13 protein-coding genes are annotated in these 13489 nt (G+C 69.9%); 5 read left to right on the top strand and 8 right to left on the bottom strand.

Features of this window, described 5'->3' with window-relative positions; translation table 11 throughout:
- Positions 1 to 11 precede the first annotated feature (11 nt).
- The gene (locus tag F9C11_RS08070; RefSeq protein ID WP_409184260.1) at positions 12 to 608 is read right to left on the bottom strand and encodes a class I SAM-dependent methyltransferase; all 597 of its coding nucleotides are present in this window, start codon (positions 606 to 608) and stop codon (positions 12 to 14) included.
- A 1191-nt stretch (positions 609 to 1799) separates the two neighbouring features.
- Positions 1800 to 3314 carry an MFS transporter gene (locus F9C11_RS08065; RefSeq protein WP_409184259.1) on the bottom strand — a complete coding sequence of 505 codons (1515 nt, stop codon included), beginning with the start codon at positions 3312 to 3314 and terminating at the stop codon, positions 1800 to 1802.
- 89 nt (positions 3315 to 3403) lie between these two features.
- Between F9C11_RS08065 and F9C11_RS08060 the strand changes: the two genes are divergently transcribed.
- The gene (locus tag F9C11_RS08060; protein WP_409184258.1) at positions 3404 to 3976 is read left to right on the top strand and encodes a TetR/AcrR family transcriptional regulator; all 573 of its coding nucleotides are present in this window, start codon (positions 3404 to 3406) and stop codon (positions 3974 to 3976) included.
- A 697-nt stretch (positions 3977 to 4673) separates the two neighbouring features.
- Here F9C11_RS08060 and F9C11_RS08055 read toward each other — a convergent pair.
- A complete protein-coding gene (locus F9C11_RS08055) occupies positions 4674 to 5099 on the bottom strand; it encodes a PPOX class F420-dependent oxidoreductase (RefSeq protein WP_409184257.1) in 426 nt (141 codons plus the stop codon).
- A 250-nt stretch (positions 5100 to 5349) separates the two neighbouring features.
- Between F9C11_RS08055 and F9C11_RS08050 the strand changes: the two genes are divergently transcribed.
- The 4 genes from F9C11_RS08050 to F9C11_RS08035 all read left to right on the top strand — a co-directional run bounded on the left by F9C11_RS08050 (position 5350) and on the right by F9C11_RS08035 (position 10162).
- Positions 5350 to 5877 (top strand): MarR family winged helix-turn-helix transcriptional regulator, encoded by a 528-nt coding sequence (locus F9C11_RS08050; RefSeq protein ID WP_409184256.1) that lies wholly within the window; start codon positions 5350 to 5352, stop codon positions 5875 to 5877.
- The gene (locus F9C11_RS08045; protein WP_409184255.1) at positions 5874 to 8498 is read left to right on the top strand and encodes an MFS transporter; all 2625 of its coding nucleotides are present in this window, start codon (positions 5874 to 5876) and stop codon (positions 8496 to 8498) included. The genes F9C11_RS08050 and F9C11_RS08045 overlap by 4 nt, the downstream gene beginning before the upstream one ends.
- A complete protein-coding gene (locus tag F9C11_RS08040; RefSeq protein WP_409184254.1) occupies positions 8495 to 9319 on the top strand; it encodes a YceI family protein in 825 nt (274 codons plus the stop codon). The genes F9C11_RS08045 and F9C11_RS08040 overlap by 4 nt, the downstream gene beginning before the upstream one ends.
- 165 nt (positions 9320 to 9484) lie before the next feature.
- Positions 9485 to 10162 (top strand): DedA family protein, encoded by a 678-nt coding sequence (locus F9C11_RS08035; protein ID WP_409184253.1) that lies wholly within the window; start codon positions 9485 to 9487, stop codon positions 10160 to 10162.
- Positions 10163 to 10166: 4 nt separating this feature from the next.
- On the opposite strand, the gene F9C11_RS08030 is transcribed toward F9C11_RS08035, so the two are convergent.
- The 5 genes from F9C11_RS08030 to F9C11_RS08010 all read right to left on the bottom strand — a co-directional run bounded on the left by F9C11_RS08030 (position 10167) and on the right by F9C11_RS08010 (position 13487).
- Complete coding sequence (locus tag F9C11_RS08030) at positions 10167 to 10577, bottom strand: VOC family protein (RefSeq protein ID WP_409184252.1); 411 nt, start codon at positions 10575 to 10577, stop codon at positions 10167 to 10169.
- Positions 10578 to 10709: 132 nt separating this feature from the next.
- The gene (locus F9C11_RS08025; RefSeq protein ID WP_409184251.1) at positions 10710 to 11453 is read right to left on the bottom strand and encodes an SDR family oxidoreductase; all 744 of its coding nucleotides are present in this window, start codon (positions 11451 to 11453) and stop codon (positions 10710 to 10712) included.
- Between the two features lie 3 nt (positions 11454 to 11456).
- A complete protein-coding gene (locus tag F9C11_RS08020) occupies positions 11457 to 11984 on the bottom strand; it encodes a hypothetical protein (RefSeq protein WP_409184250.1) in 528 nt (175 codons plus the stop codon).
- Between the two features lie 4 nt (positions 11985 to 11988).
- Positions 11989 to 12624 (bottom strand): nucleoside/nucleotide kinase family protein, encoded by a 636-nt coding sequence (locus F9C11_RS08015; protein WP_409184249.1) that lies wholly within the window; start codon positions 12622 to 12624, stop codon positions 11989 to 11991.
- Positions 12621 to 13487: a PfkB family carbohydrate kinase gene (locus F9C11_RS08010; protein WP_409186843.1), complete on the bottom strand. Its 867-nt coding sequence runs from the start codon at positions 13485 to 13487 to the stop codon at positions 12621 to 12623. Before F9C11_RS08010 ends, F9C11_RS08015 begins: the two co-directional genes overlap by 4 nt.
- Positions 13488 to 13489: the final 2 nt, after the last annotated feature.

Here is a 13489-nt window from a genome sequence, read left to right as displayed (position 1 = left end):
TAATTCCGATATTAGCTGGTCCGCTGGGCGCGCAGCACGGTGTCGCGAGTGTGCGAGGTCCCCGGAGGTGCTGGCCTCACCCGCGGCCGGCTCTCGTTGACGAGGACAGTCCACTGCTCGTCGAGAACCCGCGCGATGTCGTCGGGCTGGCAGTACCCGAGGTGCTCCGGCGGCAGGTCCCGCGGATCGTGACTGGCGAAGAGAAACGTCCCGCCGGGCGCGACCGCGTCGAGCAGCTTCCGCAGCACCCGGTCGTCTTGGCGGAGCGGGAAATACTGGACGCTGACCAGGTCGAACGCCCCCGCCGGAAGCGGACTCGCGGCAAGATCAGAACAGATCCAGGCGATCCCGGCCTGAGCAGCGGCCGCCCGCTCCAGGGCGGTGCGCGAGATGTCGAGAGCCGTCACCCGCCACCCGCGCGCGGCCAGCCACCGCGCATCAGCGCCTTCGCCACACCCGACGTCCAACGCCTGCCCCGGTGCCAGCCCCTCGACCTCGGTGACGAGCACACCGTTGGGTTCACCACTGAACACCTGCTCGCGACTGCGGTAGAGGTCCTCCCAGAACTGCGCGTCCTGCGTGGTTTCGGATTCCCCGGACGGAGCCATTTTCGTTACCACCTCCGATGTTCACAATTCCGCTGACCGCGCCGGACGACAAGGTTCTTTGCCGGAACCGCAAATTACCGCCGCCGGGGGTGGTCGGGGCCCGTGGCCGCGGACTCGGTGGTGGTGGGGTCGTGGTTGCCGCTGGTGGAGAGGTGATCGGCCTCGGGGTTTTGTTGCCGCGCAACTGGAACCTCGCGGTGGTGGTCGCCGAACCGGATCGCCCGTCGGGCAGCCGATGCTGGTTCGCCTGCCCGACGGGGCGGCGGACGCGGGCACTTCCGACGCGCCCCAGCGCTGGGGGCCATGCCGCCAGCGAAGGACACGCCCGGCAGGGCCGCTCACCGGGCGTCCCGGCCCCTTCGCCCGCACCGCCTGCGGGCCGCCGGGCCGACGCCGGGATCACGGTGCCCCGAGCGCTGGCGCGCAGGCCGTCGCGAAGGACTCGCTCGCCTGACGAGACCGCATCTCCCGGACACCCCGGCCTCTCCGGCCGCACCACCAACGACCGTTGCGCCGACACCACGAGCGCGGACCGCCGAGCGCTCGCACGCAACACCGCCACGCCGACTCGCCCACCGACGGGACCACGTCGCCCGGACATCACCGACTCCTCCAGCCGCGCCGTCAGCAGACCGCCGCACCGACGCCAGAAGCACGCCCCACTCCGCGCACTACGTCGTCGCGAAGGACCCGCTCGCCCGAGGAGACCGCGTCCTTCGGACACTCCGGCCCCTTCGGCCGCACCGCCAGCGACGGTTGCGCCGACACCACGAGCGCGGATCGCCGACCGCTCGCACGCAACGCCGCCACGCCGACTCGCCCTCCCCGACGGGACCGCGTCGCCCGGACGCCGCCGACTCCTCCAGCCGCGCCGACGCCAGAAGCACGCACCACCCATGCACTCGCGCGCGACGCCGTCGCGAAGGGCCCGCCCGTCCGACGAGACCGCATCTCCCGGACACCCCGGCCCCTTCGGCCGCACCGCCTGCGGGCCGCCGGGACGACGGCAGAAGCACGCCCGCGCACAATGCCGTCGCGAAGGAGCTGCCCGTCCGATGAGGCCGCGTCACCGGACACCCCGGCTCCTTCGGCCGCACGGCCTGCGGGACGCCGGGGCGACGCCGGGATTACGGCACCCAAACGTTGGTGCGCAAGGCCGTCGCGAGGGAATCCCCGGCCGACGGGGCCAGGTCACGCGGACATCGCTGGTTCCTCCTTTCGCGTTGTCTGCGGGCGGTTTCGCCTGCGGCCCAACAGGAAGTACGCCTGCAGAGCCGTGTAGACGAGGATCGCGGCGCCTACCCACGCGCTGGTGTGCAAGGCCGTCACGAAGGACTCGCGGGCGGTGTTCAGCAGTTCCGCGCCCTCCGCGGCGGGCAGGCTGTGCGCGGTGGCTACTGCGCCGCCCAGGGTGTCGTGGGCTGCGGTGGGCGTGGTGGTCGGGAGGCCGGATTGGTAGACCGCCGTGGCGAGGCTGCCCAGCAGGGCGGTGCCTAGTGCGCCGCCCAGTTCGTAGCCCGTTTCCGAGATCGCCGACGCGGCGCCGGCGCGGTTGACCGGCGCGGCGGAGATCACCAGGTCGTTCGTCAGGGTTTCGGACAGCGCCACCCCGCCGCCGACCAGGACGAACGCCACTACGACCGCGGCCAGTCCGGCGTCGGCTCCGATGGTGGTCAGGACCAGGAAACCGGCCGCGCCGAGCAGCAGGCCGAGGCTGACCAGGACCGGCACCCGGACGCGGCGCGCGAGCCAGGCGGCCGCGAGGGCGCCGACGACGCCGGCGACCGTCGCGGGCAGCATCCACAAGGCCGCGACCAGCGGGGTCAGGCCCAGCACCAGCTGCAGGTACTGCGGCAGCAGGAACAGCAGTCCGACCAGCGCGAACACGCCCAGCAGGTTCGTGATCACCGACCCGGCGAACTGGCGGTTGGCGAACAGGCCGAGGTCCAGCATCGGCTGGTCGAGCCGTCGCTGCCGGCGCACGAATGCCACGCCCAGCGCGAGCCCGAGCACCATCGCGGCACCGGCCGGCCAGGTCATTCCCTCCGTCGCGGCGATCTTCACGCCGTAGACGACCGGCAGCATCGTGCCCAGCGACAGAAGCGCTGACCACGGGTCGAACCGGCCCGGGTTCGGATCGCGGAACTCCGGCAGCAGCAGCGGGCCCGCGACGAGCAGCAGCACCATCACCGGCACGTTGATCAGGAAGACCGAACCCCACCAGAAGTGCTCGAGCAGCCAGCCGCCGACGACCGGGCCGACCGCCATCCCGCCGGAGAACGCCGCGCTCCAGACCGCGACCGCGGTGCGCCGCGTGCGGTCCTCGGTGAAGATGCTGCGGATCAGCGACAGCGTGGACGGCATCAGCGTCGCACCGCCGACGCCCAGCAGCGCCCGCGCGACGATCAGCATCAGCGGCGACGTGGCGAACGCCGCCAGCACCGAGGCCGCGCCGAACGCCGCACCGCCGATGAGCAGCAGCCTCCGCCTGCCGATCCGGTCGCCCAGCGTGCCCATGAAGACCAGCAATCCGGCCAGCACGAACGAGTAGACGTCGACGATCCACAGCTGCTCCGCGCCCGTGGGCGCGAGGTCCTCGCTGAGGTAGGGCAGGGCGAACCCCAGGACTGTCGTGTCCACGCTGATCAAGAGGACCGGCAGCACCAGAACTGCCAAAGCCCACCACTGGCCTCCGCGCCGCACCATGGCGCACTCTTCCTTCCTTGTACCGTCCAGACGGTACAGTTTCGTTCCTGAGGTAGAAGGTAAACCGTCTGGACGGTATAGTCAAGGTGATGGCGAAACCTTCAGCACGTGAACGCATCCTCGGTTCGTACGAGGTCATCCTCGCCGACCGCGGCCCGGCCGAGATCACGCTCGACGCGGTCGCGGCGCACGCCGGGGTGTCCAAGGGCGGCCTGCTCTACCACTTCGGGTCGAAGGACGCCCTGCGCGACGGCCTGCTCGAACGCCTCGAGCGGCTGACCGACGACGACCTCGAACGCGCGCGCAACGCACCGGAGGGCGTGGTCCGGTACTACCTGCGCTCGGCGATCACCGACGTCACCCGCGACCTGGCGCTGCACCGCACGACGATGGCCGCGCTCCGCCTGGTGCTCAACGACCCGGTCGCGGCGGAAGTGTCCCGCCGCTGCACCGAGCGCACCCGCGAAATGATGCTGGAGCACGTCGAAGACCCGCTGACGGCGGAGCTGGTGATGCTGGTCGGCGAGGGCCTCTACATGCGCGCGGCGCTGGGCGAAGAGGTGACGGACAGCCTGCTGGCGCAGATCGAGGAAATCGCGGATCGGATCGAGGCCGGGGCGCCGGCCAAGGCGGCGGTCGCGGCTGGGCTCCGGAAGGGCTGAGACGCCGGAGACGGGATCGAGGCCGGGCCGGTCAAGGCGACGCTCGTGGCGGGCGCCAGAAGGCTGAGGTTCGGGCACGGCGGGGCTGCCGGAAAAGCTCAGTGCGAGCACGGCGGCGTTCGCGGCGGAACGCCGGAAAGACTCAGTCCGAGCACGGCAGAGCACCAAAAAGCTGAGCCCGAGAACGGCGGCATTCGCGGCGGAACGTCCGGAAGGCTGAGCCCGAACACGGTGGAGCCGCCGAAAACCGAGCCTGAGCACGACACCGTTCACAGCAGAACGCCCGAAAGGTCGAGCCCGACCACGGCAGAGTCACCGAGAGCCGAGCCCGAACACGGCGGCATTCGCAGCGGAACGCCCGAAAGACCGAGCCCGACCACAGCGGAACCGCCGAAAACCGAGCCCGAGCACGGCACCGTTCGCGCGGAACACCCGAAAAGGCCAACTCCGGACACGGCGAGAGGCCAGCCCCGGCCGGACCGAAGCGAGGCCTCCTCACCACCGAACCCACACGAGGCCTGCGAACCACCGAACCGGCACAGGGCCAGCCTCGAAACACCGGAGCAGCCCGGAGCCTCGGCGAACCAACCTGCACACCCGCCCACCACCGGCACCACGCCAGCCCGTCCGACCCCACCAATCCCGGGCAGCCAAGCCACACCCGCCCCAGCACCCCCGGTGCAAACCCCCGAAAACCTCAGCGAACCAGCCCGTACACCCGCTCAATCTCCACCGTCAGCACCAACCGCCGGTCCGCCACCATCGCTGCTCGGTACTCATCCCAGTCCGGATGTTCGCCCGCCACCTTGCGGTACAGCGCGATCAACGCCTCCACCGCCTCGTCGTCCGGCGACGACGCCACCGGCGACAGCACCGCCCGGCCCTCCGCCACCGCGTAAGACCACCCGTTCGGGGACGCCACGTGGTAGCTCACCCGCGGATCCCGGCGCATGTTCTTCGTCTTCGCGCGCGTGTCCGTGATCGACACCTGCAGCTGGCGGGCGTCGCGATCGAAGTAGTGAGTCACCGTCGACAGCTGCGGGCGGCCGTCTCGTTTCAGGGTCGCTAGGACGCCCTGTTTGCTCGCCGCGATGAGGTCGTAGAGCGCTGTGTCGTCAGTCATACCTCTATGAAGGCCCGCCGAGAGGGATCTGTTCCCGCCCGAAACCCCTGATGACCAGCGGCTCCCCAGATCGGGAGAAAACGGACGCCACCCCTCCGGTTGAAATCTGCTTGCATGCGGCAACTAAAGTGTCATGTGACACAACCACGGGCCGGCCGCTTGCGAAATACGCCGTACGGGCACACTCTTGCTTAAGGCAACTAGTTGCAGTCGCCAACCAATGGTTTGCTCCACCCCAAGGAAGACCCACATGGCACCTCAGAACTCCGCCGTCAGGCCAGAGGCCGACCTCGACCTTGCCGACCAGCTCGGACACGAGCTGGTCCGGTTCATGCGCTTGATCACCAAGGCGAAGTCCCAGGTCGCCAAGCACGGGCCGGACGGGATCGAGAGGGCCGCGTACGCGATCCTCTTCTGCCTCGTCCACGAAGGCCCGCAACGCACCAGCAAGCTGGCCGAGTTCCTGCATTCGGAGATCTCCACGATCAGCAGGCAGTCCAGCTCGCTCGTGCAGCACGGACTCGTCGAACGGCAGGCCGACCCCGAGGACGGCCGCGCCTGCTTGCTCGCCCCGACCGCCGAAGGCCTTCGCGTCTTCGACGAAAACCGCAAGCACCGCGCCCGGTGGCTGGCCGAAGTACTCGGCGATTGGAGCCAGGAGGAGCGCGAGACGCTCAAAAAACTTCTCGCGCGGCTCAACACAGGTATCGAAAAGAACAATCCGTCGCTCTCGGACACCGTGGCGGCGGCACAGGCCAAGGGGGCCTCGAACGCATGACGTCCACTGTCGAAAAACAACCTCAGTCGCGAGGGGGAGCGCCCGCTGAAGACAGCGAAGGCGGTCTGCGGCTGACTCACCGCCAAATCGTCACGATCATCAGCGGCCTGATGTGCGGCATGTTCCTCGCCGCGCTCGACCAGACGATCGTGGGCACCTCGATCGTCCGGATCGCCAACGACCTGCACGGCTTCGACCTGCAGGCGTGGGCGACCACGGCGTACCTGATCACGTCGACGATCGCCACGCCGATCTACGGCAAGCTGTCCGACATCTACGGCCGCAAGCCGTTCTACCTCGCCGCGATCGCGATCTTCGTCGCCGGTTCGGCGGCCGCGACCTTCTCCACGTCGATGTACGAACTGGCCGCGTTCCGTGCGGTGCAGGGTCTCGGCGCCGGCGGTCTGATGTCGCTGGCCATGACGATTATCGGCGACGTGGTCCCGCCGCGGGAACGCGCGCGGTACCAGGGGTACTTCCTCGCCGTGTTCGGCACGTCGACCGTGCTCGGCCCGGTGCTCGGCGGCTTCTTCGCCGGCTTCGACACCCTCGGCGGCCTGCACGGCTGGCGCTGGGTGTTCCTGATCAACGTGCCGATCGGCGTCATCGCGCTGTTCGTCGTCGCGAAGGTGCTGAACGTCCCGCACAACCGGCACGACCACAAGATCGACTGGTGGGGCGCGCTCACCATGGTCGTCGCCGTGGTGCCGTTCCTGATCGTCGCCGAACAGGGCCAGAAGTGGGGCTGGGGCGACCAGAAGTCGGTCTGGATGTACATCATCGGCGGCGTCGGCATCGTGGCGTTCATCGTTGTCGAGAAGCTGATGAAGGACGCCGCGCTGATTCCGTTGCGGCTGTTCAAGAACTCGACCTTCAGCGTGGCCATCGTCGGCGGCGTGATCGTCGGCGTGGCGATGTTCGGCGCGATCACGATGATCCCGCAGTACCTGCAGGTCGTGCAGGGCTACACGCCGACCGAATCGGGTCTGCTGATGCTGCCGCTGATGGTCGGCATCATGTCCAGCTCGATCATCTCCGGCAAGATCACGTCGAAGACCGGGCGCTACAAGATCTTCCCGGTCGTCGGCACGATCCTGATCGCGGGCGGCGCGTTCTTCTTCGCCACGGTCAAGTACGACACCGCGATCTGGCACCCGCTGCTGGCCGCGCTGATCATCGGCCTCGGCCTCGGCCAGTGCATGCAGACGCTGATCATCGCGGTGCAGAACGCGGGCCCGCGCAAGGACATGGGCGTCTCGACCGCGTCGGCGACGTTCTTCCGCCAGATCGGCGGTACCGCGGGTGTCGCGGTGTTCCTGACGATTCTGTTCAACGTCCTGCCGGGCAACATCACCAAGGCGTTCGGCGGCCACCTGCCTCCGGGCGCGGGCACCCAGATCGGCGACCTGTCGAGCAACACGAGCGTCATCCAGACGCTGCCGGAAGCGGTGCGCACGCCGATCCTGATCGGCTTCACCGACTCCATCACCACGGTGTTCTGGGTCGCGGGCGGCGTCGCGCTGCTGGCCACCCTGGTGCTGCTGTTCATGAAGGAGATCCCGCTGGCGGGTATGAACCCGGCGGCGGCCGCGGTCGAAGGCGGCGAAGCGCTGCTGGAGAACGTGGACGAGCCGGCTCCGGCCGCGGACGACACCGCGGAGCTGAAGACGGGTTCGCTGTTCGAGGAAGGGCCGAAGGAGCCGGTGCTCGTCGGAGCGGGCGGTAAACACGCCCTGACCAACGGCCACGGCGACGCGCAGGCGGTGGCGGACGCCCGGCCGATGCCGATCACCAACTCGGTGGCCGACGCCGAATTCGGCACGACCACCGGTTCGGGCGGCGTCCCGGTCACCGGCCACGTGCGCCGCCAGGACGGCAGCCACGTGAGCGCGGCCGCGCTGACCCTGATCGACCAGCAGGGCCGTCAGGTGGCGCGGGCGACCGGCAACGGCGACGGCAGCTACTCGATCCCGACCCAGGGTCCGGGAACGTACGTGCTGATCGTGTCCGCTCCCGGGCACCAGCCGCAGGCCTCCAGCGTGATCGTCGGCGGGCACCCGGCGAAGCTGGACGTCACGCTCACCGGTTCCGGCGAGCTGACCGGCGTGGTGCGTTCGATCGGCACCTCGACCCCGCTGGCGAACGCGACGGTCACGCTGACCGACTCGCGCGGCGAGGTCAACGGCGCGTTCATCACCGGCGAGGACGGCGTCTACACCTTCAGCGGCGTCGGCGCCGGGCAGTACACGCTGGTCGCGAGCGGCCCGCACTACCGCCCGGTCGCGGTCACGCTGACGGTGCCGGACAGCGGCGTGCTGCGCCACGACGTCGAACTCGCCGGCGCGGTGCTGCTCCAGGGCGTCGCGCGCACCGAGGGCGACCGGATCGTGCCGGACGCGCGGATCACCGTGCTCGACGCGAACGGCAACGTCGCGGCGGTGGCCCGCACCGACAGCGAGGGCCGTTACGTGGTCAGCGACCTGCCGATCGGCTCCTACACCGTCGTGGCGAGCGGCTACCCGCCCGCCACCAGCCAGGTGACGCTGAGCGACGGCGAGGCGCAGCACGACGTGCGGCTGAGCTACGACCAGGCGCTCGACGAGCTGGTCGACCGGTCATGAGCGGGGGCCTGCGCGCACAGCTGCGCTCGAACGGCGGATGGCCGGTCGAGAACGCGGTGCTCACGGTCACCGACCTGAACGGTCGCCAGGTCGCGCGGCAGGTCACGGACGCGAAGGGGGCAGTGGTCACCGACCCGCTGCCCCCGGGCGTCTACACCGCCGTGATCACCGCGCCCGGGTACACGCCGCTGGCCCGCACCGTGCAGATCGGCTCCGACGGGGCCGGGCTGCTCGGCGACATCGCGCTCGCGCCGGTTTCCGGCGCGGTCGAGCTGCCGCCGGAGGGGCCGTGGACGATCGACCCGATGCACTCGTCGGTGGTCGCCACCGCGCGGCACATGGGCATCGCGAGCATCAAGGTGCGGTTCCCGGACGTGGCCGGGCGGATCGAGGTGGCCCGGCCGGTCGAGCGGTCGAGCGTGCGCGCCGAGATCAAGGCGGGCAGCATCGAAAGCGGCATCAAGATGCGCGACGACCACCTGCGTTCGGCCGAATTCCTCGACGTCGACGCGTATCCGCTCATCACGTTCGAAAGCACCGGGCTTTCCCAGCTCGGCACGGACAGCTGGGCGCTGCGCGGAGTGCTGACGCTGCACGGCGAACGCCGCGACGTCACGCTCGACCTGCGCTACACCGGGCACGGTCCGGACCCGTGGGGCGGCGTGCGCGCCGCGTTCCACGCCGAAACGCAATTGCACCGCAACGATTTCGCGATCAACTACAGCGCGATGGTGCGGGCAGGCGTGGCCGCGATCGGCACGACCGTCAAGGTGGAGCTGGACATCGAGGCGGTGCAGGGCGAGTCCCTGCCGCAGTTCTAGGGAAAACCGCGACGGGCCGTCCGGGAACTGTTCCGGGCGGCCCGTTCGTTGTCCTGGGCGAAAAGGGTGAACAGTCTGGTTATCCCAGGAATACCCAAAGTCACCGAATGCGGAGGATTCGATGGTTGCGTACTGCAGCCGTTCCCAGCCACGTAGGCTCTTCGCGTGAACCTCGACGCCGCCCAGCCCGCGCACGCCGCGGGAATCGGCCTGAGCTGGCTGGACACCGCCGGCCCGGTGCTCGTCTGGGTCATCGTGCTGTCGTTCGTGCTGATCGAGTGCGCGCTCATCATCGGGCTGTTCCTGCCGGGCGATTCCCTGCTGTTCGGTGCGGGCGTGGTGCTCGCCCAGCACGGCTCGGACCTCAACGCGTGGCTGCTGTCCGGGGCCGCGCTGGTCACCGCCGTGGCCGGCAACCAGATCGGCTACTACATCGGCCGAGGCGCGGGCACCACGCTGATCGCGCGCCGCGGCGGGCGGATGCTCAACCGGCACAACCTCGAACGCGCGCAAGCTTTCCTGGACCGCAAGGGATTCTTCGCGATCGTCGCGGCCAGATGGATCCCGTGGATCCGCACGCTGGCCCCGCTCATCGCCGGTGCCGCGCGGATGGATTCGCGCCGGTTCCTGCTCGCCACCACCGTCGGCGGGCTGCTGTGGGTGCCGACGCTGGTGCTGCTCGGCTACTACGGCGCGGGCCTGCTCGACGCCATCCCGTGGGTCAAGACCGTCGCGCTGTGGGCGAGCATCGCGTTCTTCGTGTTCGGCACCGCGTACGGCGTGCTGCGCTACCGCCAGGAAATGCGGCGTCCGGTCGAAGAACCCGACGACGCGCACGCCTGAGTTTTCACGCCGGGTCGGACCAGACTTCGAGCTGGATGCCGTCCGGATCGCGGAACACGATCACCGCGGAGCCTTCGAAGGTCTGCGACTCCGTGGCGGGCAGGTAGGAAACGCCGTATTCCCGCAGGCGGTCCTCCCATTCGGCGACCTCGGCGCGTGACGACACCGAGAACGCGACGTGGTCCAGACCAGTACGGCGTTCGTCGAAGGCGGGTCTTACCGCGACCGGATGCTGGACCAGCACCACGGAGAAACCGTCTCCCGCCGAACGCAGAACTACTTTGCGCACCCCGGTTTCCGGGTCTTCGCGCCGATGGCTTTCCTCGAGGTCGAGCACCCGGACGTACCAGGGAACACTTCGGTCCACATCGGTCACGGTGAGCGCCAGATGGTGCACAGACGTGAGCTTGGGCATGACTTTCGCGGCCGTCCTTTCAACCCCTCGTTCCAGACTCGCACACGGCGCCGACCGCTTTGGGCGAGTTCACCGAGTTCCGGGGTCAATCGTGATCTGCCCGTCTCCGGGCGTCTCACTGTCCGAGACGGATCAGCGGCCGCCGCCGACCTCGAGCACCGCGCCGACCGTGAAGGACGCCTCCGGGGACAGCAGCCACAGCACGGCCGCGGCGATCTCTTCCGGCTGGCCGGCGCGGCCGAGCGGGATGCCCGGGCGGAGCCGGTCGATCCGGTCCGGCATCCCCGCGGCGGCGTGCAACCCGGTTTCGACCAGGCCGGGGGACACGACGTTGACCCGGATTCCCTCGTCGGCGACTTCCCGCGAGAGGCCGAGGCTGAGCGTGTTGACCGCCGCCTTGGACGCCGCGTAGTGCACCCATTCGCCCGACGATCCGTTCCGCGACGCCGTGGACGAGACGTTCACGATCGCTCCGCCGGACCCGCCGTAGCGCGTCGACAGCCGCCGCACCGCCTCGCGGCAGCACAGGAAAACGCCGGTGACGTTGATGTCCAGCACCCGGCGCACGGTCTCGACACTCTGCTCGTCAAGCCTGCCGGGCGTGTTGCCGGTGATGCCCGCGTTGTTCACCAGACCGACGAGCGGCCCTAGCTCGGCCGCCGCCGAAAAAAGCTCGCTGACCTGCTGTTCGTCGGAAACGTCGGCCCGGTACGCAAGCGCTTGCGCACCATGCGACCGCACCCGTTCGGCGACCTCCTCAGCCGGAGCGGGGTCGCCGGAGTAGTTCACCACGACGTCGTAGCCGCGGCTCCCGGCCAGTTCGCAGATCGCCGCGCCGATGCCTCGGCTGCCGCCGGTGACGACCAAAACCCCCACGGGTCATTCCCCTCTTGGCTTGAGCGGTTCGACGAACTGCGCGTCGAGCCAGCGCATCTGCGCCATCCACATCCACCACGTCGCGTCGTCCGGACAGTGCTGTCCGTCGACCGCTTCGCCGCGCAGCCACGCTCCCAGCAGCGCGGTGATCGCCGTGCACACGTCGAGCAACGCGCGTCCCCACCACCACTGGTGCATCGGCGTGTGCAGTTCGAGAACCCCGCCCTGCTCGGGCAGCACCGACAACGCCCAGTCCAGCCTGGTCCGCACGTCGGCGAGCACCTGCGGCTCGAGCTGCGGCTCGCTGCTGGTCTCGCGCATCCGCTCCACCAGCAGGTCCAGCCGCGGGTCCGCCATGAGTGCCGAGGGCTCGGACAGCCGCCGATCGACCAGCGCCCGCAACCCGTTCAGGTGCGTGCGCAAGAGCGGAACGTACGGCGGGTACAGCACGGCGATCCGGGCTTCGCCCGCCCGGTCCCAGGTGACCGCGCCCGCATACGGGTCCGTGGTGGCTGGGTCGGAGAACAGCACCTGCTCAGAGGACGAAATTCGTCAGCGGCAGGTTCTCGAGCACCAGGTCGGCGCGGTCGCGGGTGTTCGCGATCAGGTCCGCGTTGCGCTGGTCGGAACCGAGCGCGCGCTGCCGGGCCTCGACCAGCGAACGGCCGTAGCGCCGGTGCCGGGACACCAGTCGCTCGATCCGTTCCGGCTCGTCCGGCGCGAGGAACCACGCTTCGGTGAGGAACTGCCGCACGCCGCTCCACGGGTCGTCCGGAAGCAGCAGGTAGTTGCCCTCGGTGATGACCAGCTGCACCTCGGGCGCGACCGGGACGGCGCCGGCGATCGGCTCCTCGATCTCGCGGCGGAACTCCGGCGCGTACACCGTCTCGCGGCCCTCGGCGAGCCGGCGGATCAGGTGCACGTAGCCGGCCGCGTCGAAGGTGTCCGGCGCGCCCTTGCGGTCGGTGCGGCCGAGCCGCTGCAGCTCGACCTGCGCCAGGTGGAAACCGTCCATCCCGACGACCGCGGCCCGCGAGCCGAGCGCGTTGGCGATCGCCCAGGCCAGCGTGGTCTTGCCGGAGGCGGGCGCGCCGATGATGCCGAGCACGCGCCGCTCCCGCGGTTTGGCCAGCTTCTCAGCCCGCGCCAGCAGATCCTCGAACGCCGTCATCGCACTCCCTCTTCTCTGCTCTTCGCCAGTTCCCCGACCGGCCCGGTCCACGAACGCGGCCCCACGTGCCGGACCCGTTCCGCGGCCACCGCGTTCGCGTATCCGATCCAGTCGGCGACCGCGCCTTGCCGCGTCGCGACCGCGTACGCGAGCGCACCGTGCCACACGTCTCCGGCCCCCAGGGTGTCCCGCGCTTCGACGAGCGGCACGGGGACCTGCCCAGAGTCTTCCGTAGTGCTCCAGGCGACCGGCTCCGGGCCTGCCGTCGTGATCGTCACTGACACTCCGCGTTCGGCCAAACTCGGTGCGGGAGCACGGAACCGCGCGGAACAGGCTGCCACGTGGACCAGTGGCAGCAACTGGTCCAGTACCGGTTTCCAGCTGCCCGCGTCGAGGATGACCGGCACCTCGCGGGCGCGGGCTTCCTGGGCGACAGCAAGCGCTAGCTCGGGATGGTGCCCGTCCACGAGGACCGCGGCTACTCCTTCGAAAACCGGGGCGAGGTCAGGCAGTTCGAGCGGCGCGTCGGACGCGGCGTTGCGGGAGACGACGGTGCGTTCGCCGTCGCCGTCCCGCACCACGACCGCGCTGACCGGCGGCGCCTGCGTGCGCGCCGGAGCGAGGTCGACCAGGTCCACGCCACAGGCTTCGAGGTCCGCGCGGGCGAGCGCGGCCAGCGGGTGCGTACCGAGAGCCGTCAGGAGGGTCGCTTCGGCACCGAGCGCGGCGACGGTCACCGCGGCGTTCGTCGCGGGCCCGCCGGCCGCGACATCCACCTGAAGCGACTGCACTTTCTCGCTCGGCTCCGGAAATTCCGCGACCCGCTGTACGACATCGACGGTGCACAACCCCGCCAGCAGCACTC

It is taken from the genome of Amycolatopsis sp. VS8301801F10 (genome assembly GCF_046195355.1).
In the GTDB taxonomy this organism is placed as follows: domain Bacteria; phylum Actinomycetota; class Actinomycetes; order Mycobacteriales; family Pseudonocardiaceae; genus Amycolatopsis.
Note: the sequence above shows the minus strand (reverse complement) of the source record. Positions and strands in the feature narration are given on the sequence as shown.

Excerpts from the sequence above, each read along its gene's own strand:
- F9C11_RS08040 (WP_409184254.1), top strand. The coding sequence starts at position 8,495 with ATGAGCGGGGGCCTGCGCGCACAGCTGCGCTCGAACGGCGGATGGCCG.
- F9C11_RS08055 (WP_409184257.1), bottom strand. The coding sequence starts at position 5,099 with ATGACTGACGACACAGCGCTCTACGACCTCATCGCGGCGAGCAAACAG.
- F9C11_RS08050 (WP_409184256.1), top strand. The coding sequence starts at position 5,350 with ATGGCACCTCAGAACTCCGCCGTCAGGCCAGAGGCCGACCTCGACCTT.
- F9C11_RS08060 (WP_409184258.1), top strand. The coding sequence starts at position 3,404 with ATGGCGAAACCTTCAGCACGTGAACGCATCCTCGGTTCGTACGAGGTC.
- F9C11_RS08045 (WP_409184255.1), top strand. The coding sequence starts at position 5,874 with ATGACGTCCACTGTCGAAAAACAACCTCAGTCGCGAGGGGGAGCGCCC.
- F9C11_RS08030 (WP_409184252.1), bottom strand. The coding sequence starts at position 10,577 with ATGCCCAAGCTCACGTCTGTGCACCATCTGGCGCTCACCGTGACCGAT.
- F9C11_RS08065 (WP_409184259.1), bottom strand. The coding sequence starts at position 3,314 with ATGGTGCGGCGCGGAGGCCAGTGGTGGGCTTTGGCAGTTCTGGTGCTG.
- F9C11_RS08070 (WP_409184260.1), bottom strand. The coding sequence starts at position 608 with ATGGCTCCGTCCGGGGAATCCGAAACCACGCAGGACGCGCAGTTCTGG.
- F9C11_RS08015 (WP_409184249.1), bottom strand. The coding sequence starts at position 12,624 with ATGACGGCGTTCGAGGATCTGCTGGCGCGGGCTGAGAAGCTGGCCAAA.